Raw genomic sequence first — 26,089 nt, forward strand, 5'->3', positions numbered from 1 at the left:
TTCAGCGGTGGTCTTCCGCGCGCAGTCCGGCTCGGGGGGCGTCGATCACGACGTCGGTGACGATGTCGAAGACGAGGGCGAGGATTGCGCCCACGACGAACACCCCGGCCCCGATCCAGACGAGCGTCCAGTTGGCGGCGGTCAACCCATAGCCGGCGACGACGGTGCCGAGCACCATCACGGTCACCGCGAGCCATGAGGACGCACGGCCGCCATGGCTGCCGAGATTCTCCGCATGCTCTGACTTGCGCCCCTCAACCATCACAAATCCTTCCCTTTACCGGATATCCCGCTAATGGTGCGAACCGGCGTCTTACCGGCATACGCTCTGCCTAACCCCATTCTCCCAGACGTGCCCGACGCTCTCGTCGTCGCGGTGGCTGTGTCTGGTTGCGGAACCGCCTACGATGGCAACGGGGAAGTTTGTCTCAGCCTCTCCTCCTGGCGGCGCCGCCGGGGTAGACCTGCGAGGAGCTTTACATAAAGTGGCAGCCATTCTCGACAAGATCCTACGCGCCGGCGAAGGCAAGACCCTGCGCAAGCTCAAGCGGATCGCCGATCAGGTCAACTCCATCGAGGACGACTTCACGAGCCTGTCCGACGCGGAGTTGCGCGCCCTGACGGACGAATTCAAGCAGCGGCTCGACGCTGGCGAAACCCTCGACGATCTGCTTCCCGAAGCGTTCGCGACCGTGCGCGAGGCGGCCCGCCGCGTGCTCGGCCAGCGTCACTTCGACGTGCAGATCATGGGCGGCGCGAGCCTCCACATGGGCAACATCTCGGAGATGAAGACCGGCGAGGGCAAGACCCTCACCTGCACCCTCCCCGCCTACCTCAACGCGCTCGCCGGCAACGGCGTGCACGTCATCACGGTCAACGACTACCTGGTCAAGGTCGGCGCCGAGCACATGGGCCGCGTCTACCGCTTCCTCGGCCTCGAAGTCGGCATGATCCTGTCCGGGCAGGCCCCCGACGAGCGGCGCAAGCAGTACGAGGCGGACATCACCTACGGCACCAACAACGAGTTCGGCTTCGACTACCTGCGCGACAACATGGCGTGGTCGCTGGACGAGTGCGTGCAGCGCGGCCACCACTTCGCGATCGTCGACGAGGTCGACTCCATCCTCATCGACGAGGCCCGCACCCCGCTGATCATCTCCGGTCCCGGGGAGCAGTCGGGTAAGTGGTACACCGAGTTCGCCAAGATCGTGCCCCGCCTGCGCAGGGGCGTCGAGGCCAAGTCGCCCGACGAGGAGAGCACCGGCGACTACATCGTCGACGAGAAGAAGCGCACGGTCGGCGTCCTGGAGTCCGGTGTCGCCAAGGTCGAGGACTGGCTCGGCATCGACAACCTCTACAAGGCCGAGCACACCCACCTGGTCGGCTTCCTGAACAACGCCCTGAAGGCCAAGGACCTGTTCAAGAAGGACAAGGACTACATCGTCTCCGACGGCGAGGTGCTGATCGTCGACGAGTTCACCGGTCGCATCCTGCACGGCCGCCGCTACAACGAGGGCATGCACCAGGCCATCGAGGCCAAAGAGGGTGTGAAGATCAAGGACGAGAACCAGACTCTCGCCACGGTCACCCTGCAGAACTACTTCCGCCTCTACAAGAAGCTGTCCGGCATGACCGGCACGGCCGTCACCGAGGCGAACGAGTTCCACCAGACGTACAAGCTCGGCGTGGTCCCGATCCCGACGAACCGTCCGATGATCCGCAAGGACCAGGCCGACGTCGTCTACAAGACCGAGGACGCCAAGTTCGCCGCGGTCGTCGAGGACATCAAGGAGCGCTACGAGGCCGGCCAGCCGGTGCTCGTCGGCACCACCTCGGTCGAGAAGTCCGAGCGGCTGTCGAAGGCGCTCAAGCGCCGCGGCGTTCCGCACGAGGTGCTCAACGCGAAGAACCACGCGCGCGAGGCCGCGATCGTCGCGGAGGCGGGCCGCAAGGGCGCCGTCACCGTGGCCACCAACATGGCCGGTCGAGGCACCGACATCATGCTCGGCGGCAACTCCGAGTTCCGCGCCGACCTGGAGCTGCGCCAGCGCGGCCTCGACCCGCTCGAAACGCCCGAAGAGTACGAGAAGGCGTGGCCCGAGGCGCTGGAGAAGGCCAAGGCGGCCGTCAAGGCCGAGCACGACGAGGTCACCCAGATCGGCGGCCTCTACGTTCTCGGCACCGAGCGCCACGAGTCGCGCCGCATCGACAACCAGCTGCGTGGCCGCTCCGGCCGTCAGGGCGACCCGGGCGAGTCGCGCTTCTACCTCTCGCTGGGCGACGACCTCATGCGCCTGTTCAACTCGGCCCGGGTCGAGATGATCATGACGAGGCTCAACATCCCGGACGACCAGCCGATCGAGTCCGGCATCGTCTCCAAGGCCATCGCCTCCGCCCAGCACCAGGTCGAGCAGCAGAACTTCGAGATCCGCAAGGAAGTTCTCAAGTACGACGAGGTCATGAACCGGCAGCGCAAGGTGATCTACGCCGAGCGCCACCGCGTCCTGGAGGGCGCCGACCTGCACGAGCAGGTGCGCGGCTTCGTCGGCGAGGTGATCGACGGCTACGTCGCCGGCGCCACGGCCGAGGGGTTCGCCGAGGAGTGGGACCTCGACAAGCTGTGGAAGGCGTTCGGCGAGCTCTACCCCGTCACGCTCACCATCGACAACGTCGTCGAGGAGGCCGGCAGCCGCGAGGAGCTCACCGCCGAGCTGATCTCCGAGAAGGTGAAGAAGGACGCGCTGGAGGCCTACGCCAGGCGTGAGGAGGAGCTCGGCGCCGACGCCACCCGCGAGTTCGAGCGCCGCGTCATCCTGTCGGTCCTCGACCGCAAGTGGCGTGAGCACCTCTACGAGATGGACTACCTGCGCGAGGGCATCGGCATGCGGGCCTACGCGCAGAAGGACCCGCAGATCGAGTACCAGCGCGAGGGCTTCGAGATGTTCGCCGCGATGCTGGAGGGCATCAAGGAGGACTCGGTCGGCTTCCTGTTCAACATCGAGGTCGAGGTTCAGGAGAACCCGATCGTCGAGGAAGAGGACGCGATGATGGCGGAGACCCGCTCGATCATCGCGCGCGGCCTGCGTGGGCCCGAGCGGCCCGCCGAGCTCGAATACACCGCGCCGGGCGAGGCGGGCGAGGTCGAGCACACCCGGGTCCGCAGCACGTCGGCCGAGCGCGCCGCCTACGGCAACGTCGAGCGCAACGCGCCCTGCCCCTGTGGCTCGGGCAAGAAGTACAAGCGCTGCCACGGCGACCCCAAGCACACCGAGGCGTAACAACGCCCAGTGCCGTGAAAGAGGCCCTCGCCGCCCGGCGGGGGCCTCTTTCACGTGCTGCGTCAGGCCGTCTCGAATAGCCGATTCGGGCCGTCTCGAATGGCCGTCTCAAATGCCGCGTCAGGCCGTCTCGAAGTCCGTGCACAGCCATTGCACGCCGCGTCGCTCCAGCCGGACGGCCAGCACGTGGCTGCGTTCGCCGCAATGGACGAGCAGGCACATCTCCACCGCGCCGTCCTTGGGCTCCTTCACATGCGGGCTCCCCACGAACGGCGGCCGTTTCGCGTCGATCATCCGCCCCGCCCTGACGAGCTCACGGTAGGCCCGCTCGGTGAACCGGTCGGCGACACTCTCAGCCGGCCGCCGTCCCGCGAGCACCTCGGCCAGTGCCTGTCCGAGCGACCTCAGCTTGCGCTCGTCGGGGATGGCCCCCGGCGGCCCCCACACGAGCGGGTCGGGAACGGCGGCGGCGTGCGGAAGAGATGACATGGGTCCTCCGATGTCATAGGGGGAGAGGGATCGATACATAGAGTTTCCGGCCCCGCCCCCGAATACATCGGCCACCAACTTTCCCGCCTGGGCCGCCGATTCGAGGTGATTGGCGAACAAGATCACCGAAAGCTGGAGTGGTCCAGCAAAATTTCGGTCCAGCCCACCCTGCCACCGGCCCGTCCAGAACGGATCCGGCCCACCCCGATGCTCCATTACCGCCTGGGCGGTAGGCCCCGGCCAAGAAGACGCGCGTCTCGGCGCCCAGCCACCTCCACCGGAGGAGCGTGCCCCTGGACAGATCTCAGCCCTGTATGGCGGGTGGGGCTCACCGGGCTTGCCGTAAAAAATGGAAGTTATTCGCCCGAGTCGACGTCAGGTTCGGGCTCGCGACCGGGGGTCAGGATGTTGAGTTTGCGGATGAGGAAAGTGAACACCACGTAATAGACCACCCCATAGATCACTCCCAGCAACAGGATCCCCGGCAGATTATGGGTGTTCGACTTGCTGGCGTTGAGGAGCATGTCGAGCAGTCCCGCGGAGAAGCCGAAGCCCAGTTGCCCGCCGATGAGTGTGGTGAGCGCCATCGCCAGACCGGTCAGCACCGCGTGTACGACCAGCAGCACCGGTGCCACGAAGATGAACGCGAACTCGATCGGCTCGGTGATGCCGGTGACGAACGAGGCCAGCCCGGCCGACAGCATGATGCCGCCCACGGCCGCCCGACGGTGCGGAGGCGCGGCCCGCCACATGGCCAGCGCGGCGGCCGGCAACGCGAACATCATGATCGGGAAGAACCCGGCCATGAACTGGCCGGAGTGCGGGGCGCCGCCGAAGTAGCAGTTCCAGTCGCCGCCGAGGACCTGGCCGCCGACCTCGCACTGAGGGACCACGTACCAGACGATCGAGTTCACGAAGTGGTGCAGGCCGAGCGGGATCAGCAGCCGGTTGATCAGGCCGTAGATGCCGGTGCCCAGCGGCCCGAGCGTGGTCAGGGCCTCGCCCGCGTGGCCGATCCACTCGCCGAGTATCGGCCACACCCAGCCGATCAGCACGCCGAGCAGCAGCGCCGCGATCGAGGTGATGATCGGTACGAACCGGCGCCCGCCGAAGAAGGCCAGCCAGGACGGCAGCTTGATCCGGTGGAACCGCTGCCAGAGCATGGCGGTGACCAGCCCGATCATGATGCCGCCGAGCACCTGGGTGGGATTCTGCATGCCGTAGTTGATGATCTCCTTGATGCCCTGAGGCTGCTCCGCCCTGATCAGGACCGTGTTCCTGATGGCCGAGCCGAAGAACATCACCTTGGTCACGCGGTCGAACACCAGGTAGCCGACCACCGCGGCGAGCGCGGTCGAGCCGTCGGACTTGCGGGCGAACCCGATCGCCACCCCCACCGCGAACAGCAGCGGCAGGTTCTCGAACAGCGCCGCACCGGCGGCGGCCAGCACCTCGGCGACCTGGTTCATCCAGCCGAAGCCGGCCACGTCGGCCAGGCCGCCGGGGTCGGCGCCGTTGGAGCCGAGCATGTCGGGCTGGCCGAAGCGGAGCAGCAGCGCGGCTGCGGGCAGGGCGGCGATGGGCAGCATGAGCGAGCGGCCCAGCCGCTGGAGCACGTTCATCACGCGTGAGAACGGCGAAGGCCTGGCGGCGGTGGTCTCGTTCACCGGGGGTTCCTCCGGATCGGGCCCTCAGCCCCGTCTGGTGGGCGTTTCCAGAATGGTGCGCAGCTGGTAGCGGTCCGCGCGATAGGTGGACACGCCCAGCTCCGCGCAGACGCCGCCGGAGAAGGATCTGCGCTGCAACAGTAGTACGGCCCCGCCCCGGGCGAGCTTGAGCAGGTCGGCGTCGCTCGGATCGGCGATGCCCCCGTCGATGGTCAGCTCGCCGGCGTCCATGACCAGCCCGTAGCGGCTCTCCAGCAGCTCGTAGAGTGACCTGCCGGACAGGTCGTGCTCGGCCAGGTCGGGGGCGAGCTTGACCGGGATGTGCGCCCGCTCGATGGACAGCGGCTCGCCGTCGGCGGTCCGCAGCCGCTCGATGAAGTGCACTTCCTCGCCCGGCTGGATGCCCAGCTCCTTGGCCAGATGGGCGCTGGCGCGTACGACCCTTCTGTCCAGGTCGCGCGAGCCCGGCTCCATGCCGCGCGCCCGCATGTCGTCGGTGAACGACGTGAGCTGCAGCGCGAGCTCGATCTTGGGCCTGGCCACGAACGTGCCCTTGCCGGGAACCCGGTGCAGCCGGCCCTCGGACACCAGGTGGTCGACCGCCTGCCGGACGGTCATCCTGGACAGGCCGAAGCGCTGGCAGAGCTCGCGCTCGGACGGGATCGCCGCGCCGATGCTCAGCTCGTCACTGTCGATGAGATCCAGCAGGATCTCGCGGAGCTGGAAGTACTTGGGCACCGGGCTGTCCGGATCTATGTGCGCCACGGATCCTCCCCTCGATCTGACCTGGGCAATGGGCTATGGTTCGTACTGGTCTAGTCCGGACTAGACCACATGTCGTAAAACAGGGTCAAGTCTGCACGGTAACGATTTGAGGGATGATGACCACCAAGATGCGCAGCGAGATCGCTGAGCAACCCCAGGCTCTGCGGGCCACGCTCGACTCCCTGCTCCCCAGGATCGGCGAGGTGAGAGCGCTGGGTGAGCAGACCCGGCAACTGCTGTTCATCGCGCGTGGCACCTCCGACAATGCCGCAGTCTACGGGCGCTACCTGGTCGAAGCCCACGCGGGCCGGCTGGCCGCGCTCGCCGCCCCGTCCGTCGCGACGACGTACAAGCGCAAGCTGGACCTCGACGGCGTGCTGGCCGTGGCCATCTCGCAGTCGGGCCGGACCGAGGAGATCGTCGAGACGCTGACCTGGGCCAAGGACTGCGGGGCCAGGACGGTCGGCGTGACGAACGGCGGTCCGGACAGCCCGCTCGCCCAGGCCGCCGACCTGGCGCTGTGCACGCTGGCGGGCGAGGAGAAGGCGGTCCCCGCCACGAAGACCTACACCACCCAGCTCGCCGCGCTGGCCGTGCTCGCGCTCGGCCTCGGCGCCGACGTGGACGCGGCCGACCTGCAGCGGGTCCCGGACGCGGTCGAGAAGCTGATCGCCGAGCCTGGTGACCTCGACGCGGTCGTCGAGGGCCTGGCCGACAAGCCCGGGGCCGTGGTCTCCGCCCGCGGCCTGGCCTTCTCCACCGCGCTGGAGACCGCGCTCAAGCTCAAGGAGGCGTGCTACCTGCACGCCATGGGCCTGTCGTACGCCGACCTGCTGCACGGGCCGATCGCCGTGGTCGACGCCGACACCCCCGCGCTGCTGGTCGCCGCCGAGAACAGCCCGACGCTGTCCGGGACCGTGGCGCTGGCCGAGCGCGTCGTCGCCGCGGGCGCCGCGGCCTTCACCATCGGCGGTGGTCCGGCGCTGGCCCACGCGGGCACGGCGGCGCTCAACGGCCCGGACCTGCCCGAGTGGGTCGCGCCCATGGGCCTCATCGTGCCGGGGCAGTTGCTCACCGAGGCGCTGGCCAGGAGGCTGGGCATCGATCCCGACGCGCCGCGCGGGCTCAACAAGGTGACCCAGACCGACTGACGTTTAGCCTGGTCGTAACGTACGAGGAGGACGGATGGCGGCTGATGCCAGCGCGATCATCGCGGGGCTCGGCGGTGCCGGCAACATCATCGACATCGAACCCTGCATCACCCGGCTACGGACAGAGGTGCGTGACGTCTCCAAGGTCGACCAGGCCGCGCTCAAGGCGGCGGGCGCGCACGGCGTCATGGCCGCGGGCAACGTGGTGCAGGTCGTCGTCGGGCCCGAGGCGGACACGATCGCCAGCGACATCGAGGACATCATCGGCTAGAGGGCGAGACCATGACGACTGTTCTCGCCCCGGTCGAGGGGGTGGCCGTCGGGCTGTCGGCCGTGCCCGATCCGGTGTTCTCCGCGGGCATGGTCGGGCCGGGAACGGCGATAGATCCAGCGCGGGGACCGGGCACGGCCGTAGCCCCGATAACAGGAAAAATCATGAAATTGCATCCGCATGCCTATGTCATCGTGGGGGACGACGGCAAGGGCGTGCTGGTGCACCTGGGCATCGATACGGTTCAGCTGAAGGGGAAGGGGTTCGAGCTTCTCGCGGCCGAGGGTGACAGGGTGTGCGCGGGCCAGCCCGTGGTGGCCTGGGACCCGGCCGCGATCGAGGCCGGTGGCCGCTCGCCGGTCTGCCCGGTGGTGGCGCTCGACGCGCCCGCCGGGTCGGTGACGGCCATGGCCGGCGGGTCGGTACTCGCCGGAGACGAGCTTTTTCTCTGGGATTAGCACGATCTGAGTCCGGGTGGTCCGGACCGGTGGACAAGGAGGAGTACATGGCCGAGCGCAAGGTCACCGTGGCGGCGGAAGTGGGCTTGCACGCCCGCCCGGCGGCGACGTTCGTGCAGACCGCCGTCAAGGCCCCGATGGACATCACCGTGACCAAGGGCGTGGGGGGCACGCCGGTCAACGGCAAGAGCATCCTGCAGATCCTGGGGCTGGACGTCCGGCAGGGCGAGGACATCGTGATCAGGGCCGAGGGCGAGGGCGCCGACGAGGTGCTCGACCAGCTCGCGGCGATCGCCGGGACCCCATGAACCTGCGGGGGGCCGGGGTCAGCCCGGGGATCGGGTTGGGTGCCGCGTACGTGCTGACCGGCGCCGTACCCGAGCCTGCCCCCGGCTCCACGTACGAGGGCCCGCCGGAGCCGGAGCGGGAGCGGGCGGTGGCCGCCCTCCGGCAGGTGGCGGGAGAGCTGGAGGCCCGCGGCAACCGGGCCGGCGGCGAGGCCAAGGAGATCCTCAAGGCCCAGGCGCTGATCGCCGAGGATCCCGGCCTGGTGGTGGGGGTCAAGGCCCTGATCGACGAGGGGATCGCGGCTCCCCGGGCGGTCTACCAAGCTTTCGCGAAATATCGGGACATGCTGGTTAGTGCGGGCGGATATCTCGGCGAGCGCGTCGCCGACCTGGACGACATCAGGGACCGCGTGATCGCCCGCCTCACCGGCCACCCCCTGCCGGCCCCGCCTCCCGATCCCGGCACGGGCGAGCCGTATGTGCTGATCGCCATCGATCTGGCGCCCGCCGACACCGCGTTGCTGTCGAAGGACGTCGTGGCCGCGTTCGTGACCGAGGGCGGCGGGCCGACCAGCCACACCGCGATCCTGTCCAGGGCGATGGGCGTGCCCGCCGTCGTGGCCTGTCCGGGCGCGACCGAGATCCCGCCCGGCACCCGGGTGCTCGTCGACGGCAACACCGGAGAGGTACGCCTGGAGCCCACCGAGTCCGACGTGGCCCGGCACGTCGGCGCGAACGAGGCCAGGCGGCAACGGATGACGACCGGCGGCCCCGGCCGGACCCGCGACGGCTACCTGGTGCAACTGCTGGCCAACATCGGCGGCCCGGGCGACCTCGACGGGGCGCTGGCGGCCGGGGCGGAGGGGGTCGGGCTCTATCGCACCGAGTTCCTCTTCCTCGGGCGGCCCGAGGCGCCCTCCGTGGCGGAGCAGGAGCAGGTCTACCGGGCGGCGCTGGCGGCCTTCCCGGGCGGAAGGGTGGTGGTGCGGACGCTGGACGCCGGAGCCGACAAGCCGCTGGCGTTCCTGCCGCCGGCCGCGCCCGAGCCGAACCCGGCACTCGGCGAGCGTGGCCTGCGGTTGTTCGAGAAGTTCCCCGAGGTGATGGACGCCCAGCTGGAAGCGCTGTCCGTGGCGGCGGCGGTGGACCGCGCGGCCGCGGTCCGGGCGGGGACGGCGGCGGCCGAGCTCCAGGTGATGGCTCCGATGGTCGCCACGGCCAAGGAGGCCAAGTGGTTCGCCGACGCCTGCCACGCCAGAGGGCTCCCGCAGGCGGGCGTGATGATCGAGATCCCGGCGGCGGTGCTGCGGGCGGAGAGCCTGGTCACGGTGGTCGACTTCGTGTCGATCGGGACCAATGACCTGGCGCAGTACGCCTTCGCCGCCGACCGTCAGTCCGGCGCGCTGGGCTCGTTGCAGGACCCGTGGCAGCCCGCGCTGCTCGACCTCGTCGCCATGACCGCGACGGCCGCCGCCGACAACGGCAAACCGTGCGGCGTCTGCGGGGAGTCGGCCGCCGACCCGGCCATGGCCTGTGTGTTCGTGGGGCTCGGGGTGACCACGCTGTCCATGGGCGCCGCCGCGCTGCCCGCCGTACGGACCGGGCTTGGCGCGCACACGCTGGACCAGTGCCAGCTCGCCGCGCAGGCGGCGCGGGGAGCCAGTACGCCGGCGCACGCCCGCGCGGCGGCCCGCTCGCATCTGCCCGGCCTCGTTCCGCTGGGCGTCTAGGAGCCTCTGCGTTTGGGAGCCTCTGCGTTCAGGAGCCTCTGCGTTCAGGAGCGCTGACCGGAGGCCGGAAGGACGGCTTGTGGTCCGGGCGTCCCGGCGGCATGGATACCGTTGGGGCATGCTTCGACGGACAGGTACGACCGGGCTCCTGGTGATGGCTCTCGCGGCATGCGCCGGTGGTGGTGGCGCTCCGGCGGGCGCCGCTCCGGCGACGAGGCCCGAGGTGGCGACCCCGGCCACGACCCAGCCGACCCAGCCGTCCCGGCCGAGCCCCTCGCGGTCCGGCGAGGGCGCCGATCTGCGGCTGGTCGTGTCGAAGATGAGTGTGGAGGAGAAGGTCGGCCAGCTGTTCATGCCCGTCCTGTACGGCACGGCGCCCGGCACCGTGTCGGGCGAGAACCAGGCGAGATACGGCGTCCAGACCCCGGCCAAGGTGGTCGCCCGCTACCACCTCGGCGGCGTGATCCTCTTCCCGGCCAACATCCAGGGCGTCGACCAGGTCGTCAACCTGACCAACGGGCTGCAGCAGGCGTCCAAGGGTGTCCCGCTCCTGATCGGTACCGACCAGGAGAACGGCCTGGTGTCCAGGATGGGCGCGTTGATGACCGACTTCCCCGGCGCCTCGGAGGTGGGCGCGACCAAGGACACCGCGCTCGCGCGGGCCGTGGCCAAGGCCACCGGCGAGGAGCTGCGCGCGGTCGGCGTGAACCTGGACTTCGCCCCGGTCGCCGACGTGAACGTCGACCCGAGGAACCCGGTCATCGGCAAGCGCGCCTTCGGCGACCAGCCGGGTGAGGTGGCCAAGATGGTGGCCGCGTCGGTCAAGGGCTTCAGGGACGCCAAGGTCGCCGCCACCGCCAAGCACTTCCCCGGCCACGGTGACACCAACATCGACAGCCACACCGGGCTGCCGGTGATCAAGCACACGAAGCAGCAGTGGGAGCGGATCGACGCGCCACCGTTCAAGGCCGCGATCGCCGCCGGCGTCGACGCCGTGATGAGCGCGCACATCGTCTTCCCCAAGCTCGACCCGTCACGCGACCCCGCGACGCTGTCCAAGCCCATCCTGACCGGGCTGCTCAGGAACAAGCTCGGCTTCCAGGGCGTGATCTCCACGGACGCGCTCAACATGGAAGGGGTGCGCAAGAAGTACAACGACGCCGAGATCCCCGTGCGCGCCATCCAGGCGGGCGCCGACCTGCTGCTCATGCCGAACGACCTGCCCAAGGCGTACAACGCGGTGCTGGCGGCGGTGAAGTCGGGCAAGATCTCGCAGCAGCGCCTCGACGAGTCGGTGACCCGGCTGCTCAAGCTCAAGCAGGGCCGTGGCCTGCTGCCCAAGGCGCCCGTGGCGTCGGCCGCCCAGGCGGCCAAGGTGCTCCGCGGCGCGGAGCACCGCAGGCTGGCCGCCCGCGTCGCGCGTTAGTGCGAGCCCTTCAGCCCGCTGGCGATGAACATCGAGGCGAGCAGGGCGAACAGGAACGCCTGTAGGAACATGATGAACATCTCGAACGCGGTCATCAGTATCGTCATCACCACGCCGAGGACGCCGATGCCCGCGCCGAGCACGGTCAGTCGCTCGAACAGGAACCAGAAGCCGACCGAGCTGAAGAACGCCAGGAGGAGATGGCCGGCGAACATGTTCGCGAACAGCCGGATGAAGTGCGTGAACAGCGAGTTGATGAAGGTCTCCGCGATGATCAGCGGGGCGTAGATCCCGTAGGCCCAGCCGGGCAGGCCCTCCAGGTACACGACGCCTTTCAGGTAGCCGTGGACACCGTGGTGCTTGACACCCAGGTAGACCTTGATGACGTACACGCTGACCGCAAGCACGAAGGGGAAGGAGATGTTCGCGGCGACGGGGAACTGGATGAACGGGATGACGCCCATCAGATTCCAGACCAGCACGGTCAGGAAGACGGTGAGGAGCAGGCCCATCCACTTGTCGGCGTCCTTGCCGAGGTTGGGCCTGGCGATCTGTTCGCGGACGAACATGTAGGCGTACTCGCCGGCGTTCTGCCAGCCTCTGGGGACCAGTTTCGGCTTGGCGAAGGCGGCCCAGCACAAGGCGATGATCAGGGCCGAGGAGAGCAGAGCGAGAAGTACGGGCTTGGTCAGCCACTCCGGGCCGCCGGGGAGTATCGGGTCGAAGTCGAACAACTCCGTCCCTGGAGCTTTGAACTCATCCGAGGTGATCAGGATCGTCGTACGCACGGCGGTCCCTTCCGGGGGTCAGCTCAATGGAACCTCACCATAGCCGGGCAATTTGCTTGTCCTTTATCAGGGGTTTGTGCCGGTCACCGTGGGATGTGCGACGCTCTACTACCCTAGAACGGGATTCCAAGGAGGGACCTTGATCACAGGGGTGCTGATCGACTGGGGTGGCGTGCTCACGACCAGTCTCTCCGTGTCCATCGGCAAGTGGATCGAGGCGGATCGCATCGACGACGCCCACTACCGATCCGTCATGCGCGAGCTGATCGACCAGGCCTACGGCGGTGACCAGGAGAGCGTCGTGCACGCGCTGGAGCGCGGGGAGCTGGACGGGGCCGCGTTCGAGCGCGACCTGGCCGCCCGGCTGCGGACCGTCGACGGGGTGTCGCCCGAGGCCGAGGGGCTGCTGGAGCGGATGTTCGCCGGCTTCGAGCGGGTCGACGCGATGTACGACATGCTGCACGACGTCAAACGCAACGGCTTCAAGACCTGCCTGCTGTCCAACTCCTGGTCCAACGTCTATCCCCGGGACGGCTGGGACGAGCTCTTCGACGCGATCGTGATCTCCGGCGAGGTCGGCATGCGCAAGCCTGAGCCGCGCATCTTCGAGCACGCGCTCGGCAGGGTCGGGCTGCCCGGCGAGGCGTGCGTGTTCATCGACGACATCGAGGCCAACATCGTGGCCGCGCGGGGGCTCGGCATGGCGGGCATCCACCACCGCGACGCCGATTCGACCATCACGGAACTCGAGTCTCTGCTCCAACTTCCGTTGCGACGGGCATGATAGAGCCCCCTTGCATGTTGTGAAAGGTTCGTGATGCGCGTCTATCTGCCGTGCACGCTCCCCGCCCTGACCCGAGCGGTCGAGGCGGGAGAGCTAGGCCCGGCCCCGCTGACCGGTTACGCGGTGACCCCCGCGCTGACCGAGTGGTACGCCTCGGGAGACACCGAGGAGCTCGAATACGTGGCACTCACCGAGGCGGCCCGCGCCTCGCTGCGCATGCTGGCCGCCGACCACGCCGACGGAGTCGAGGCGGGCTCCCGCCGCCTGGTCGTCGTCGCCGAGGTGCCGGACGGCGCCCTCTCCATAGGCGCCGACCTGGAAGAACGGGCCAGAGTACGGGTGGCGGAGCCGGTGCCGATGGCCAAGGTGGCCGCGGTCCACGTGGACGACCTCTACGCGGTCGCCGACATCCAGGCCGCGATCGCCGCCCTTCCCGCCGCCGACGGAGGCGACGACGACGCCCGCTTCACCGTGGACGGCGCCGAGGCGCATGAGCTCATGTGGTTCGCCACGCAGGAGATCCCTGATCTCATAGAGTAACGTTAGGAACACGTTAAATAGATCACCGAACCTTGACCGTCTCCTGAGGCTTATCGCTAAGTTCCCCACGGATCCCATCCCCAGCTCAAGGAGTCGGTTCCAGGTGAAGTTCCGAGTAACGGCCATCGCGGTCGGCGCGGTGGCGGCGGCCCTCCTCACGGTCGCTCCCGTCAGCGCGCAGGCGGCCCCCAAGCACTACTACTACGACCACAAGGACCCCTACAAGACCGGCTGCGGCAACGCGGCCCAGGTGGTGCGGAGCGCGTCGCTCAGCAACCGCATCGAAGGCAAGGTCGGCACGATCCAGCTCTGGTGGTCGAGCAGGTGCAAGACCAACTGGATCGAGATCAGGACGGCCTCGTCCGCGCACGGCACCATCAGCGTCTACACGGACGACAGGTACGACCGGTTCTCCTTCAAGCAGGGCAACGGCGGCCGTCACTGGGGCAACATGCTGTACGGCAACAACATGTGCGCCTGGGGCGGTGCCAGCGTGGTGTTCGGCTCCGGCCAGGGCGGCCAGAACGGCTCCGGCACCACCTCCAAGGCCTGCGGCTAGCCACGCGGGTCTGACTCGCAGTCACGGGTGAAGCCGCGGCCAACGGGCTGCGGCTTCACCGTTCATCGGGATGTCACACCCGCCGGTTAAACTGATCGTGACATGACAAAGCACATCATCTGGGACTGGAACGGCACGCTGTTCCACGACATCGACGCCGTTGTCGGAGCCACCAACGAGGTCTTCAGGCCGTACGAGCTGCCGCCGCTGACCGCGGACGAATTCCGCGCGGTCTACACCCGGCCCATCTGGGTCGCCTACGAGCGGCTGCTCGGCCGCCCGCTCAACGAGGGCGAGTGGGAGCTGCTGGACGAAGGCTTCCACGAGCACTACTTCCGCCTCAGCGTGGCCTGTCAGTTGGCCGCCGACGCCGAGCTGTCACTCACCAGCTGGACGGGCACCCAGTCGCTCTGCTCGATGGCCCCGCACACCCACCTGGTGCCGCTGATCGAGTCCTTCGGCATCACCCGGCACTTCACCAGGGTCGACGGTCTGGTGGGGCTGACGGGTGGCGAGAAGGCCGCGCACCTGACCGCCCACATCGAGGCCATCGACGTCGAGGCCCGCGAGATCCTGGTGATCGGCGACAGCGTCGACGACGGGCTCGCCGCCAAGCACGTGGGCGCCAGGGCCGTCCTCTACACCGGCGGCATGACCACGCGCGCCGAGCTGGAGGCCACCGGGCTGCCGGTCGTCGACACCCTCGCGCAAGCGCTCACGTATGCCTGAATCGCGTCGCCGGCCGTCCTGGCCCGGCGGATGGCCGTACCCTGGCTGGGTCCCCTTCAGGAGGTCGCCATCAAACGCCTTGTGCTCTGGAACATCGACCTCACACTGGTCGACGTCGCGATAGTGACCAGGGACGCCTACGCCGAGGCGTTCCGCGCCGTGACCGGGCGCCCGATGCTCAAACTGGCGCCGGCGCGTGGTCGGCCCGACTCCGAGATCGTCTTCGAGACCCTCGCGGTCAACGGCATCGTCACCGAGGACGACACCCTGCCGCGGTTCTTGTCCGCGCTGGCGATGGCGTTCGCCGACCGGCGCAAGCGCCTGGCCACCGAGGGCCGCGCGATGGCGGGCGCCAAGGAGGCGCTCAAGGCCGTCGCCAAACTCGACGGCGTGGTCCAGACGGTGCTCACCGGCACGATCAAGAGCAACGCCGTGCACAAGCTCAAGGCGTTCGGGCTCGAGAAGTACATCGACTTCGAGCTCGGCGGCTACGGCGAGGAGGTCTACCCCAAGGCGTCGCTGCTCCAGGTCGCCCAAGGGCGGGCCAAGGCGCGTTTCGGGGTGCCGTTCACCTCGGCCAACACCGTGGTCATCGGGGACTCGACGCGTGACGTACAGGCCGCCAAGATCGGTGGGGCGGCGATGATCGGGGTGACCTCCGGCCGGTCGATGGCCGGCGAGCTGCGCGAGGCCGGGGCCGACCTCGTGCTGCCCGACCTGTCCAACGCCTCAGAGGTGGTGGCCGCGGTCGCCAGCCTCACCACACCGGTGGACCGCAAGCCGGTCAGCCCCTGAGCCGGGCCGGTCGGCCGCTTGGCCGGGCCGATCGGAGCGGGGCGGTGGTGAAGCGGAGGCGGGTCAGCTCAGCGCGTTGAGGAAGCGGGCCGCGATCGGGGCCGCCACCGCGGAGCCGGCGCCGCCGCCCTCCACGATCACCGCGAACGCCAGGTCCCCCCGGTAGCCGATGAACCAGGAGTGCGCGGGCGGCTCCTTGCCGGAGCCGTACTCGGCCGTCCCGGTCTTGCCCGCAGTGCCGGAGGGGAACTTCACCGCGTGCGCGGTGCCGTCGGTGACGACGGCGGGCATGAGCTCGCGCAGGGCCCGCACCACGCCGTCCTCCAGCGGGCGCGGCCGGAGCGTGCGGTCCGGCATCAGCTCCTGGGCGACCAGGCGGGGCGGACGCCAGGAGCCGTCGGCGATGGCGGCCGCGACCGAGGCCATGTTGAGCGGGCTGGCCAGCACCCTGCCCTGCCCGATGGAGGCGGAGGCGAGGTCGGTGTCGTCCTTGGGCGCGGGGAACTCGGCCTTCACCGCCGGCACACCCGGCGTGATCGCGGAACCGAATCCGAAGCCGGCGGCCACCTCGGCGAGCCGCCCGTCCCCGAGCTTCGCCACCCCCATCGCGCCGAACGTGGTGTTGCACGAGTGGGCGAAGGCGTCGCGGAAGGAGAGCCGGCCGTAGTCGTGGAAGCCGGCGTTGTGGAAGGGGAAGCCGCCGATGTTCTGTTCGGCCGGGCATTCGACCTGCTCGTCGGGCTTCGCCCCGTCCGCGACCAGCGCGGAGGCGGTCACGACCTTGAACGTCGAGCCGGGCGGGTACTTGCCGAGCAGTGCCCGGTTGAACCCGCCCGGCTTGTTGACCACCGAAAGGATCTCGCCGGTCGACGGCCGGATGGCGACCAGCGAGGCCGGCTTCCGCACGCCGTCGAGCGCGGCGGCGCCCGCCCGGTGCACCTTGAGGTCGATCGTGGTGCGCAGCGGCTCCTTCTCGTCCGGCTTGACCACCGTCTGGAGGAACTCCTCGCCCTGGTAGAGGTCGATCCGGCGGGACTGCCCGTCGGCGAGCCGGTCGGGATAGGTCTGCTTGAGCCCTTCCACGAGCTGCAGCACCGAGCCGGGAGCGTCCGGGGTGTCGACGCGGCTGCCGTCGGCCGCCAGGACCGGCGGCGTCGCGGCCTTCTCCGTGATCAGCCGCAGGGATCTGCCCTGCTTGAGCGAGGGGTTGATGGTGGCGGGGGTCCAGGCGACCTTCCACGAGCCGCCGCGCTCCAGGAGTTTGAGCTTGCCGTCGTACTTCCAGTTCCTCGGGCCGGTGAGGCCGGCGTGGAAGGTGATCGCGCCGCCCGTGGAGGTCGCGTCGCGCTTGAAGGTCGCCCCGGTGAGCTGGAGGTCGGCGCGGAAGCGCTGGTGCCGGCGCTCGAAGTCGGCGGGCGGGTCGGCGACGAGCTCCCGCATCCGCGCATAGTCCTGGACGGACCAGGCGGACAGGTACGAGTCGGCAGTCTCCTCAGGCGTGCCCTTCGTCCGCAGCACCCAGAGCGTGCCGGCCGTCGTGAGAGCGAGCACCAGGGCGGCGGCGGTGATCCACGGCCACCACCTGCGCCTTCGCCTGGGCAGCGTCTCAGGCTGAAGATTCATGAAATTTGTCCCCATTTGCGGCCCCATGCCGCCAGAGCACACCAGAGCCCGCCGTGTGGTGTCCAATACCGATATGGATGATGTAAAGATATAAAGTCGGATATAGTTGCTGGTCATGGACCTTGTCCGGCATCTGCGTTACTTCACCGTGGTGGCGGAGGAACTCCACTTCGGCAATGCCGCGATCCGGCTCGGCATGGCCCAGCCGCCGCTCAGCCAGCGGATCAAGCGCCTGGAGGAGGAGCTCGGCGTGCGGCTCTTCGACCGCTCCGCCCGTCAGGTCCGGCTGACCGAGGCGGGCCGCCTGCTGGTCGGCGAGGCCCGCGAGATCGTCGCCAGGGCCGACCGGCTGCGCGAGCTCGTCCGCCACGGCGCGGGCACGGTGCTCAAGCTCGGCGTCCCGCCCGACCTGGCCGCCGCGGTGATCGCCGCCCTGGTGGCCGGCTTCCGCGCGAGCAACCCGGACGTACGGCTCGCACCCGCGGAGATCTGGACGGCCGACCAGGTGGCCGCGCTGAGCGAGGGCGCCATCGACGTCGGCATCGTGCGCCACCCGATCAGCGCGCCGGGACTGAGCTTCGGGCAGGTGCTGGTGCAGCCGCACGGCGTGCTGCTGGCCGAGGGGGACCCGCTGGCCCGGTCCGGGGAACTGCACCTGGCCGACCTGGCGGGCCGCGAGCTGCTGCTGCCGCCCAAGGAGGGGGAGCCGGGGCTGCACGCCGCGACGCTGGCGGAGTGCCGCCACCACGGCTACGTGCCCGCCCAGGTGCACCAGGGCGCCGGGCTCGGCCTGGTGCTGGCCGGGGTGGCGGTGGCGTTCGGGGCCAGGGTGGACCTGCCTGGGCTCGCCTGGCGCCCGCTGCTAGGCTCGCCGATCAGTTCCCGGGTCTCCACGGCCTGGCGGATCGAGACGGACGCGGTCACCGGTTTCTCGGCGGTGGCCGTACGAACGCTGAAAGAGAGCGCCGGGATGACGGACGAGGCGGCGGCGCCCGTGCGGCACATCAGCCGCAGGCCGGGGATGCTGGCATGAACGAGCCGGACCTGGCGGCCCTGTTCGGCTCGGCGGGCGTGACCGGGTGGCTGCACGTGGCCGACCTGCGCTCGGGCCGGGAGATCGGGCTCGGCTCCGACGAGCCGGTGTCGATCGCCTCGATCTTCAAGGTGCCGCTGATGGTGGAGTTCTGCCGTCAGGCCGACGCCGGGCTGGTCGATCCGGCGAGCCGGGTGACCGTGGGGGCCGCCGATCGGGTGACCGGCCCCACGGGCCTGTCCGCGATGCTGGACGACGTCACGATCTCGCTGCGTGACCTGGCCTACCTGATGATCACGCTGAGTGACAACACCGCGGCCGACGCGCTTCTGGCCCGAGTCGGGTGCGACGCGGTCAACACGATGCTCGCCGGGTTCGGGCTGCACGGCACGCGAGTGCGGCAGAGCTGCCGGGACATCTTCGAGAGCATGGCCGAGGACAGCGGTCACGGCTGGCCGTTCCTCGATCCGGAGGACATCAAGCGTCTGCGGGTGCTCGACCCGGCACGGACCAACAGCAGTACGCCGCGCGAGATGGCCGCGCTGTTCGGGATGATCTGGCGGGATGAGGCGGCCTCGGCCGAGTCGTGCGCCTGGATGCGCGGCGTCCTGAACCTCCAGGTCTGGCCGCACCGGCTGGCCTCCGGCTTCCCGTACGACGACGTGGAGGTCGGTGGCAAGACCGGGACGCTCCCGACGCTCCGCAACGAGGCGGGCGTGGTGGAGTACCCCGACGGCGGCCAGTACGCGGTGGCGGTCTTCACCCGTTCGGTCAGCACCGCGCTCAACCAGCCACGGGCCGACGCGATGATCGGCACGGCCGCGCGTATGGCGGTGGACCACCTACGGAGGTAGCAAGTTATGTGGCGTCCTGGGTATGACTTTCCGTCTACCGGCCGACAGGATGGGGCACATGGTTGCTGAAGGCACGCTTCTCTGGGAACCGACCGAGGACATCGTCGCGCGCGCCAAGCTGACCCGCTACCTCGAGTGGCTGGGCCGGGCCGGGTCGGGGTACGAGGAGGTGTGGCGCTGGTCGGTCGACAGTCCAGCGGAGTTCTGGACGTCGATCTGGGACTATTTCCAGGTCATCGGCGAACGTGGTGACGGGCCCGTCATGACTGGGACGATGCCCGCCGCCGAATGGTTCACCGGAAGTTCCGTCAATTACGCGGAGAACGCGCTACGCGAACGTGACGGCATCGCGGCCGTCTTCGTCTCGGAGGACGGCGCCCGCCAGGAGCTGACCCACGCCGAGCTGCGCGACGAGGTCGCCCGCGTCCGGGCCGGCCTGGTGCGCCTGGGCGTCCGGCGCGGCGACCGGGTGGCGGGCTACCTGCCGAACATCCCGCAGGCCCTGATCGCCTTCCTGGCCACCGCGTCCCTCGGCGCGATCTGGTCGGCCGGCTCCCCGGACTTCGGCGTGCCGAGCGTCGTCGACCGGTTCAAGCAGATCGAGCCCAAGGTGCTGATCGCGGTCGACGGCTACCACTACAACGGCAAGAGCTACGACCGGTCGGCGGCCGTCAACGAGATCGCCGCCGAGCTGCCCTCGCTCCGCGCGACCGTCTGGATCCCGTATCTCTCAGCGGTGGAGGAGGGGCAGCCGCCACAGTGGGCCGAGCCCGGCGCCGCGCACACCGACTCCGTGCCGCACGGCGAGGTGATCGGCTGGGAGGGGCTGCGCGCGGAGGAGGCGCCGCTGGAGTTCGAGCGGGTGCCCTTCGACCACCCGCTGTGGATCCTCTATTCCAGCGGCACGACAGGGCTGCCCAAACCCATCGTGCACGGGCACGGGGGAGTGATACTCGAACACCTCAAGTCACTCTCCTTCCACCAGGATCTCGGTGAGGGGGATGTGTTCTTCTGGTACACCACCACGGGCTGGATGATGTGGAACTACCTCATCGGCGCCCTGCTGGTGGGCGCCACCCCGGTGCTGTACGACGGCTCGGCCACCCACCCCTCGCCCGCCGTGCTCTGGCGGATCGCCGCCTCCGAAGGGGTGACCTACTTCGGGGTCGGCGCGCCGTACATCATGGCCTCGCTGAAGGCCGGGATCGTCCCTGAGGGGCTGGAGGCGCTGCGCGGCATCGGCTCGACCGGGTCGCCGCTGCCGCCCGAGGGGTTCACCTGGGTGGCCGAGCAGTTGCCGGGGATCCCGCTCGGGTCGTTCTCCGGCGGCACCGACGTGTGCACGGGGTTCGTCGGCGCGACCATGCTGCATCCGATCAGGGCGGGCATCATCCCCTGCCGGTCGCTGGGGGCGCGGGTGGAGTCGTTCAACCCCCTGGGCGAGCCGGTCGTGGGGGAGGTGGGCGAGCTCGTGCTCACGCAGCCGATGCCGTCGATGCCGGTCATGTTCTGGAACGACCCCGACGGTGAGCGTTACCGCGAGAGCTACTTCGACGTCTACCCGGGCGTGTGGCGGCACGGCGACTGGATCAAGCTGAACGAGGACGGGAGCTGCGTGATCTACGGCCGCTCCGACTCGACACTGAACCGGGGCGGCGTCCGGATGGGCACCAGCGAGTTCTACCGGGTCGTCGAGCGGTTCGAGGAGATCGCCGACAGCCTGGTGATCGACACCGGCCAGCTCGGGCAGGAGGGGCGGCTGCTGCTCTACCTCACGCTGGCGGAGGGCGCCACGTTGTCGGACGCGCTGGTCGATGCCCTGCGTACGGCCCTGCGGCAGGAACTGTCACCCCGGCACGTGCCCAACGAGATCCACGCGGTGCCCGGCATCCCGCGCACCTTGTCAGGCAAGAAGCTCGAGGTACCGGTCCGCAAGATCCTCCTCGGCACCCCGGTCGAGGAGGCGGCCAACCCCGACGCCATGGCCAACCCCGAGGTGCTACGCCACTTCAAGCCCTGACTCTCGCCGCCACCTTAGGCTGCGGCCCTCAGCGGGCGCAGCGCGGTAGCCCAGGAGACGACCTGGTCCAGCATCGTGGTGACCGCCTCCTCGCGGTGCGCCGCCGGCTTGAAGTCGGTGAAGGCCTCGAAGTCCGTGTGGAGCGAGAGCGCGACCTGGGCCGAGACGTCGGCGACCTTGACCCGGCCGAGCACCTGCCGCAGGTGCTCGGCCGCGCGGGCGCCGCCGTCGACGCCGTAGCTGACGAAACCGGCCGCCTTGTCCGCCCACTCGGCGAAGAGGAAGTCGATCGCGTTCTTCAGCACGCCCGAGGTGGAGCTGTTGTACTCCGGGGTCACGAACACGTAGCCGTCGAACGAGGCGACGCGGTCCGACCAGGCGCGGGTGTGGGGGTGTTCGTACTGGCCATAGGCGGCGGGGAACGCCTCGTCCAGGTGCGGCAGGGGGAAGTCCCGCAGATCCACCAGCTCGAACTCGGCGTCGCCACGCTTGACGGCCAGGTCGCGCACCCACTCGGCGACGGCCTCCGCGTTGCGGCCCGGCCGGGTGCTGCCGACAATGATGCCAATCCTGATCATGATTTAACCTCTTCATCCAGATTTATGGTGATTTTTCCGTGTGTCTGGCCGGCCTCGGCCCGGCGATGCACGCCGTCGAGGCCGGCCAGCGGGTGGGACTCCGTGATCTCGACCACGAGCTCCCCCTTGTCGATGAGCGCCACCAGCCGGGCCAGGTGCGCCGGGTCGTTCCTGGCCACGAAGTAGGTGGCCCGGGGTGACTCGATCGGGGTGGCGATGGTGACGATCGCCTCGCCCAAGGTGGCCAGCGTCGCCGCCTGCTCCGGGCCGACGGCCGCCAGGTTGAGCACCACGTCCATCCCGCCGGGCAGCGGGGTCGTGGTGTAGTCGACGACCTCGTCGGCGCCATAGCGCCGCACCGCCGCCGCGCTGCGCGGACTGGCCGTGGCTGTCACGGTCGCGCCCGCCAGCTTGGCCAGCTGCACGGCGAACAGCCCCACCCCGCCGCCCGCCCCGTTGATCAGCACCCGCTGCCCCGGCGCGATGCGGGCGTGCTCGTGCACCGCCTGCCAGGCGGTGAGCCCGGCGACCGGGATGGCGGCGGCGTCCGCCAGGGGCAGCCGCTCCGGCGCCCTGGCCAGCGTGCTCGCCGCCGCCACCGTGTACTCGGCCGCCGCCCCCTCCACGAGGCCGATGACCCGGTCTCCGACGGCCGGCCCACGCACCCCCGCGCCCACCTCGACGACCGTGCCGGACAGATCCAGACCCAGCGTGTACGGAAGGGTGACAGGGAGTATGTCGCGCAGGAACCCGGCCCGCAGTCCCACCTCGGACGGGTTGAACGAGGTGGCGGCCACCCGGACCAGCACCTCCCCGGGCCCCGGAGACGGCCGGGGGATCCGGTCGTAGCGGATCACGGAGGCGTCGCCGTACTCGTGGATCCGGGCGGCGGACATTGTTGCTGCGCTCATGTGGAACAACCGTAGGAGCCATCAGCGAGATGGCCAATGCTTCTGTGTCTGCATTTTCTACGCGAGCGTCTCGCAGGGTAGACTTGGACCATGGACGTGCTCAGCGATGTGATAGCGATCGTACGCACCGGACGGCCGCGCTCGGCGCTCATCGAGTGGCATGCCCCCTGGGGGCAGCGGTTCCCGTCGGCGCCGGGCTCGGCGGGGTTCCAGGTGATCCTCCAGGGCTCCCCGTGGCTCCTCCCGCCGGACGGCGACCCCGTCCAGCTGAGCGTCGGCGACGTGCTCTTCTTCCCGCACGGCCACGGCTACGCGATGGCCGACAGCCCGGCCACCCCGGTGACCGAGCCTGACTGCGACCCCCAGTTGGAGGCGGGACTGTTCGCCTCGGCGTCCAGCGCGGGGTCCGGCGCGGCCACGGTCCTGCTCTGCGGCGGCTACCGGCTCGACCCCGACCGGGCCCACCCGATGCTCCGCGACCTGCCCGACATGGTCCACCTGCCCGCCCGGTTCGGCCACCACCCCGAGCTCCGCGCGGCCGTCGACCTGCTCGGCAGCGAGATCGGCAATCCGCGCCTCGGCGCCGACACCGTCGTCTCCTCGCTGCTCGACACGCTGCTGGTCTACATCCTGCGCGCCTGGCTCGACACCGAGCCCGAGCACTGCCAGACCGGCGGCTGGGCCGTCGCCCTGGCCGACCCCGCGATCGGCGCGGCGCTCAACGCGATCCACCGCGATCCCGCACATCCCTGGACGGTCCAGGAGCTCGGCGGCAAAGCCGGGCTCTCCCGCGCGGCCTTCTCCCGCCGCTTCACCACATTGATCGGCCAGCCGCCGCTCACCTACCTCACGTGGTGGCGCCTGGCCAGGGCGGCCCGCCTGCTACGCGAGTCGGAGGACTCGCTGAGCGAGATCTCCTCGCGCGTCGGCTACACCTCCGAGTTCGCCTTCGCCAACGCCTTCAAGCGTGAGTACGGCACTCCGCCCGGCAGATATCGCCGCCAGGTCTGCCCGCAGCCCCTGCGTGCCGAAGTGGCCGAAGCGCCTTAGAGCCCGAAGAGCGGCAGGCAGGGCTCCAGGTTGTGGATCTCGATGCCGTCCATGGGCTTCCAGTCGTCCCGCGGCAGGCGGAAGCGGCGGGTCGTGGCCACCTCGCCCTTCCGGTTGTGCAGGGTGATGCCGTCCTCGTGATAGCCGAGCCGGCGCGTCACCGCGAGCGAGGCGTGGTTGTCATGGAACGCCTCCGTCGTGGCGTACTCCGCGCCCAGGCCCTCGAAGGCCAGGTGGAGCACGGCCGCGCGCATCTCCCTGCCGATGCCCCTGCCCTGGAAGCGTTTGCCGAGCCACGAGCCCGAGCCGGCCTCCCGCGTGACCAGGAAGTCGGCGGCCGTCAGCGCCTGCACGCCGACCACCTGTCCGTCGGAGACCACCGCGAACTCCAGCGTCCACTTCTCCCGGCTGAACTCCGCCCAGGTGCGGAAGTGATAGCGGACGGTGGCCCTGGCCCGCTCCTGCGGCTCGGCGTCGGACCACGGGAACAGGAACGGCATGTATCCCGGCTCGTGTACGCCCTCGGCCGCCCGATCACCGAGCTCGTCGAGGTCCGCGAGCGACGGCATGCGGAGTTCGAGACGCGGGGTGGTGATGGAGAGCTCGAAGAGCGGCCAATTGCGCATATCGCCGATCTTCCCAGGTCATGCACCGGCCAGGCGACCGATTTAGACTCCCTGGGGCAGGTGAAAGATCCGGCCGGGATCGTAGGCGGCCTTCACGGCGGCCAGGCGCGGCGCGTTGGCGCCGTAGTAGGCGGAGCGCCAGTCGGTCAGGTCCGGGTCGATGTAGTTCACGTACGCGTGATCGCCCAGGTGCTTCCGCATGTCGGCGTGGATGCCGCGGAGCCAGGTCCGGCCGGTGCCCTTGGAGTAGTACTGGACGCCGAACAACGCCGCCCGGTGCGGGAAGGCGGTGGCGTCCGGGCGGACCCGGGCGACCGCGCCGCCCAGCGCGTCCAGCTGCACGGTGTGCCGGCCCGCCCGGGCCACGCCGGCCACCAGCGCCTTGATCCCGTCCGCCGACAGCTTCTGGTAGGCCAGGTGCGACTTGGCCGCGAAGGTGTCCCTGCTGAGCCGGCCGGCGGCGGTCTGACCTGGTAGATGGCACTGCGCGACCGAGAGCGACGAGCACCCCGCCATGACCATCATGGCGTGCTGGTAGGACGTCGCGGTGGCGTAGCGGGAGGAGGGAGTGCCGATCGCGGCCACGAGCGGCGCCAGGAGGCGGTCGAGCCCCGCCTTCCCGCCCAGGTAGGTGCCGCCGATCTGCACGTCAAGCCCGTTGTCGTTCGACAGGTGCAGGGTGGACCACAGCTCGTCCGGCGCGGTGGGCGCCCAGGACTGCCAGGCCTTGACCGCCGCGCCGGCCTTGCGCCACGGCCAGTGCAGGAAGAAGACCGTGATGCCGCGGGTCTGGTGGGTGCGGAAGGTGAAGGACACCGCCACGCCGAAGTTGCCGCCGCCACCGCCCCGGCATGCCCAGTAGAGGTCCGGGTGCTGGTTGGCGTCGCAGGTCAGGAGGCGGCCGTCGGCCGTGACGATCTGGATGGATTCGAGGGTGTCGCAGGTCAGGCCGTACTTCCTGGAGACCACGCCGATCCCGCCACCCAGCGCCAGACCGCTCACCCCGACCGTGGGGCACGAACCGGCGGGGATGCTCACGCCGTGGCGGCCCAGCTTGTCGTAGACGTCGACCAGCTTGGCCCCGGCGCCGACCGTGGCCCGGCCGCCCTTGTAGCCGACGGACTTCATCCGTGAGACGTCGATCACCAGGCCGGTGCCGGTGGACCAGCCCGCGTAGGAGTGGCCGCCCGAGCGGGCGGTGACGGAGAGGCGGTTCGAGCGGACGAAGGACAGGCACGCGGAGACGTCGGCCGGGCTCGCGCAGTAGGCGACACCGCCCGGCCTGATGCCGTCGAAGGCGGGATTGAACAGGCGCCTGGCCGCGTCGTAGCCCGCGTCGGCCGGCCGTACCAGCGTGCCGGTGAGGCGGCGGCGGAGTCCGGCCCAGTCGGGGGCGGCGGCGAGCGCGGGCGGGGCGAAGGAGGCGAGTGCGGGCGGCGCGGAGACCAGCCCGAGCATGGGCGCCAGCGTGGCGGCGCGGAGGAAGTCGCGGCGGTCCATGGTCGTCTCCCGGTGATCGTGGTGAACCGATCGGTGAGACGGTCCCGGAGGCCGTCCGGTTGGTAACAAATGCATCACTTCGGATGCGCGGTCCGCCCGCCTGAGCGCGCTCACCTGAACACCTACACGGTCCAGATCCCCGGCGGCGGCCCGTCTGTGCCGCCCGAGGTGCTGACC

Annotated in this window: 25 protein-coding genes and 1 pseudogene; 16 read left to right on the plus strand and 10 right to left on the minus strand. The window is 69.8% G+C overall.

Annotated features, from left to right (window positions below; translation table 11 throughout):
• Position 1 precedes the first annotated feature (1 nt).
• Complete coding sequence (locus AB0B91_RS47710) at positions 2–262, minus strand: HGxxPAAW family protein (RefSeq protein WP_358335797.1); 261 nt, start codon at positions 260–262, stop codon at positions 2–4.
• A gap of 223 nt (positions 263–485) precedes the next feature.
• On the opposite strand from AB0B91_RS47710, the gene secA reads away from it, so the two are divergent.
• Positions 486–3,278 (plus strand): preprotein translocase subunit SecA, encoded by a 2,793-nt coding sequence (gene secA / locus AB0B91_RS47715; protein WP_358335799.1) that lies wholly within the window; start codon positions 486–488, stop codon positions 3,276–3,278.
• Between the two features lie 120 nt (positions 3,279–3,398).
• On the opposite strand, the gene AB0B91_RS47720 is transcribed toward secA, so the two are convergent.
• The 3 genes from AB0B91_RS47720 to AB0B91_RS47730 all read right to left on the minus strand — a co-directional run bounded on the left by AB0B91_RS47720 (position 3,399) and on the right by AB0B91_RS47730 (position 6,199).
• Complete coding sequence (locus AB0B91_RS47720; RefSeq protein ID WP_358335802.1) at positions 3,399–3,767, minus strand: Rv3235 family protein; 369 nt, start codon at positions 3,765–3,767, stop codon at positions 3,399–3,401.
• A 356-nt stretch (positions 3,768–4,123) separates the two neighbouring features.
• Positions 4,124–5,434: a PTS transporter subunit EIIC gene (locus AB0B91_RS47725; RefSeq protein WP_358335805.1), complete on the minus strand. Its 1,311-nt coding sequence runs from the start codon at positions 5,432–5,434 to the stop codon at positions 4,124–4,126.
• 24 nt (positions 5,435–5,458) lie between these two features.
• A complete protein-coding gene (locus AB0B91_RS47730; RefSeq protein WP_214633529.1) occupies positions 5,459–6,199 on the minus strand; it encodes a GntR family transcriptional regulator in 741 nt (246 codons plus the stop codon).
• Between the two features lie 113 nt (positions 6,200–6,312).
• On the opposite strand from AB0B91_RS47730, the gene AB0B91_RS47735 reads away from it, so the two are divergent.
• The 6 genes and pseudogenes from AB0B91_RS47735 (at position 6,313) to nagZ (ending at position 11,522) form a co-directional block, all read left to right on the plus strand.
• Positions 6,313–7,350, plus strand: a complete 1,038-nt coding sequence (locus AB0B91_RS47735; protein ID WP_358335808.1) for an SIS domain-containing protein — start codon at positions 6,313–6,315, stop codon at positions 7,348–7,350.
• Positions 7,351–7,381: 31 nt separating this feature from the next.
• Positions 7,382–7,621 (plus strand): annotated as a pseudogene (locus AB0B91_RS47740) (PTS glucose/sucrose transporter subunit IIB); the annotation flags it as partial.
• Between the two features lie 11 nt (positions 7,622–7,632).
• Complete coding sequence (locus tag AB0B91_RS47745; RefSeq protein WP_358335811.1) at positions 7,633–8,079, plus strand: PTS glucose transporter subunit IIA; 447 nt, start codon at positions 7,633–7,635, stop codon at positions 8,077–8,079.
• Between the two features lie 47 nt (positions 8,080–8,126).
• Positions 8,127–8,387: an HPr family phosphocarrier protein gene (locus AB0B91_RS47750; RefSeq protein WP_214633533.1), complete on the plus strand. Its 261-nt coding sequence runs from the start codon at positions 8,127–8,129 to the stop codon at positions 8,385–8,387.
• On the plus strand, positions 8,384–10,096 hold the full coding sequence (ptsP, locus tag AB0B91_RS47755) for a phosphoenolpyruvate--protein phosphotransferase (RefSeq protein WP_358335815.1): 1,713 nt from the start codon (positions 8,384–8,386) through the stop codon (positions 10,094–10,096). Before AB0B91_RS47750 ends, ptsP begins: the two co-directional genes overlap by 4 nt.
• A 118-nt stretch (positions 10,097–10,214) precedes the next feature.
• On the plus strand, positions 10,215–11,522 hold the full coding sequence (gene nagZ, locus AB0B91_RS47760) for a beta-N-acetylhexosaminidase (RefSeq protein ID WP_358335818.1): 1,308 nt from the start codon (positions 10,215–10,217) through the stop codon (positions 11,520–11,522).
• Here nagZ and atpB read toward each other — a convergent pair.
• Positions 11,519–12,310, minus strand: a complete 792-nt coding sequence (gene atpB / locus AB0B91_RS47765; protein WP_358335821.1) for a F0F1 ATP synthase subunit A — start codon at positions 12,308–12,310, stop codon at positions 11,519–11,521. The two genes, nagZ and atpB, sit on opposite strands and share 4 nt — an antisense overlap.
• Positions 12,311–12,449: 139 nt before the next feature.
• Here atpB and AB0B91_RS47770 point away from each other — a divergent pair, with 139 nt between their 5' ends.
• From AB0B91_RS47770 to AB0B91_RS47790, 5 genes are all read left to right on the plus strand, one after another.
• Complete coding sequence (locus tag AB0B91_RS47770; RefSeq protein ID WP_358335823.1) at positions 12,450–13,094, plus strand: HAD family phosphatase; 645 nt, start codon at positions 12,450–12,452, stop codon at positions 13,092–13,094.
• A 33-nt stretch (positions 13,095–13,127) separates the two neighbouring features.
• Positions 13,128–13,634 (plus strand): hypothetical protein, encoded by a 507-nt coding sequence (locus AB0B91_RS47775; protein WP_358335826.1) that lies wholly within the window; start codon positions 13,128–13,130, stop codon positions 13,632–13,634.
• A gap of 103 nt (positions 13,635–13,737) precedes the next feature.
• Positions 13,738–14,193, plus strand: coding sequence for a DUF2690 domain-containing protein (locus AB0B91_RS47780; RefSeq protein ID WP_358335829.1), 456 nt, complete (start codon positions 13,738–13,740; stop codon positions 14,191–14,193).
• Between the two features lie 102 nt (positions 14,194–14,295).
• Positions 14,296–14,922: an HAD family hydrolase gene (locus AB0B91_RS47785; RefSeq protein ID WP_358335831.1), complete on the plus strand. Its 627-nt coding sequence runs from the start codon at positions 14,296–14,298 to the stop codon at positions 14,920–14,922.
• 81 nt (positions 14,923–15,003) lie between these two features.
• Positions 15,004–15,717 (plus strand): HAD hydrolase-like protein, encoded by a 714-nt coding sequence (locus tag AB0B91_RS47790; protein ID WP_358335834.1) that lies wholly within the window; start codon positions 15,004–15,006, stop codon positions 15,715–15,717.
• 63 nt (positions 15,718–15,780) lie between these two features.
• On the opposite strand, the gene AB0B91_RS47795 is transcribed toward AB0B91_RS47790, so the two are convergent.
• The gene (locus AB0B91_RS47795; RefSeq protein ID WP_358335837.1) at positions 15,781–17,340 is read right to left on the minus strand and encodes a penicillin-binding transpeptidase domain-containing protein; all 1,560 of its coding nucleotides are present in this window, start codon (positions 17,338–17,340) and stop codon (positions 15,781–15,783) included.
• Between the two features lie 115 nt (positions 17,341–17,455).
• Here AB0B91_RS47795 and AB0B91_RS47800 point away from each other — a divergent pair, with 115 nt between their 5' ends.
• From AB0B91_RS47800 to AB0B91_RS47810, 3 genes are read left to right on the plus strand one after another with little or no spacing between them, the layout of a single operon-like run.
• Positions 17,456–18,373, plus strand: coding sequence for a LysR family transcriptional regulator (locus AB0B91_RS47800; RefSeq protein ID WP_358335840.1), 918 nt, complete (start codon positions 17,456–17,458; stop codon positions 18,371–18,373).
• Positions 18,370–19,227 (plus strand): serine hydrolase, encoded by an 858-nt coding sequence (locus AB0B91_RS47805; RefSeq protein WP_358335843.1) that lies wholly within the window; start codon positions 18,370–18,372, stop codon positions 19,225–19,227. The genes AB0B91_RS47800 and AB0B91_RS47805 overlap by 4 nt, the downstream gene beginning before the upstream one ends.
• 58 nt (positions 19,228–19,285) lie before the next feature.
• Positions 19,286–21,247 (plus strand): acetoacetate--CoA ligase, encoded by a 1,962-nt coding sequence (locus AB0B91_RS47810; protein WP_358335846.1) that lies wholly within the window; start codon positions 19,286–19,288, stop codon positions 21,245–21,247.
• Positions 21,248–21,261: 14 nt separating this feature from the next.
• Here AB0B91_RS47810 and AB0B91_RS47815 read toward each other — a convergent pair whose 3' ends face one another.
• Together AB0B91_RS47815 and AB0B91_RS47820 are read right to left on the minus strand one after the other, a co-directional pair.
• Positions 21,262–21,825 carry an NAD(P)H-dependent oxidoreductase gene (locus tag AB0B91_RS47815; protein WP_358335849.1) on the minus strand — a complete coding sequence of 188 codons (564 nt, stop codon included), beginning with the start codon at positions 21,823–21,825 and terminating at the stop codon, positions 21,262–21,264.
• Positions 21,822–22,736, minus strand: a complete 915-nt coding sequence (locus tag AB0B91_RS47820; protein WP_358335852.1) for an NADP-dependent oxidoreductase — start codon at positions 22,734–22,736, stop codon at positions 21,822–21,824. The genes AB0B91_RS47815 and AB0B91_RS47820 overlap by 4 nt, the downstream gene beginning before the upstream one ends.
• 90 nt (positions 22,737–22,826) lie before the next feature.
• Here AB0B91_RS47820 and AB0B91_RS47825 point away from each other — a divergent pair, with 90 nt between their 5' ends.
• A complete protein-coding gene (locus AB0B91_RS47825; protein ID WP_358335855.1) occupies positions 22,827–23,786 on the plus strand; it encodes an AraC family transcriptional regulator in 960 nt (319 codons plus the stop codon).
• On the opposite strand, the gene AB0B91_RS47830 is transcribed toward AB0B91_RS47825, so the two are convergent.
• Both AB0B91_RS47830 and AB0B91_RS47835 read right to left on the minus strand, forming a co-directional pair.
• The gene (locus AB0B91_RS47830; RefSeq protein ID WP_358335858.1) at positions 23,783–24,412 is read right to left on the minus strand and encodes a GNAT family protein; all 630 of its coding nucleotides are present in this window, start codon (positions 24,410–24,412) and stop codon (positions 23,783–23,785) included. The genes AB0B91_RS47825 and AB0B91_RS47830 overlap by 4 nt on opposite strands.
• Before the next feature lie 42 nt (positions 24,413–24,454).
• Positions 24,455–25,912, minus strand: coding sequence for an FAD-binding oxidoreductase (locus tag AB0B91_RS47835; protein ID WP_358335861.1), 1,458 nt, complete (start codon positions 25,910–25,912; stop codon positions 24,455–24,457).
• Positions 25,913–26,089 lie beyond the last annotated feature (177 nt).

Source organism: Nonomuraea sp. NPDC049141, assembly GCF_040648415.1.
In the GTDB taxonomy this organism is placed as follows: Bacteria; Actinomycetota; Actinomycetes; order Streptosporangiales; family Streptosporangiaceae; genus Nonomuraea.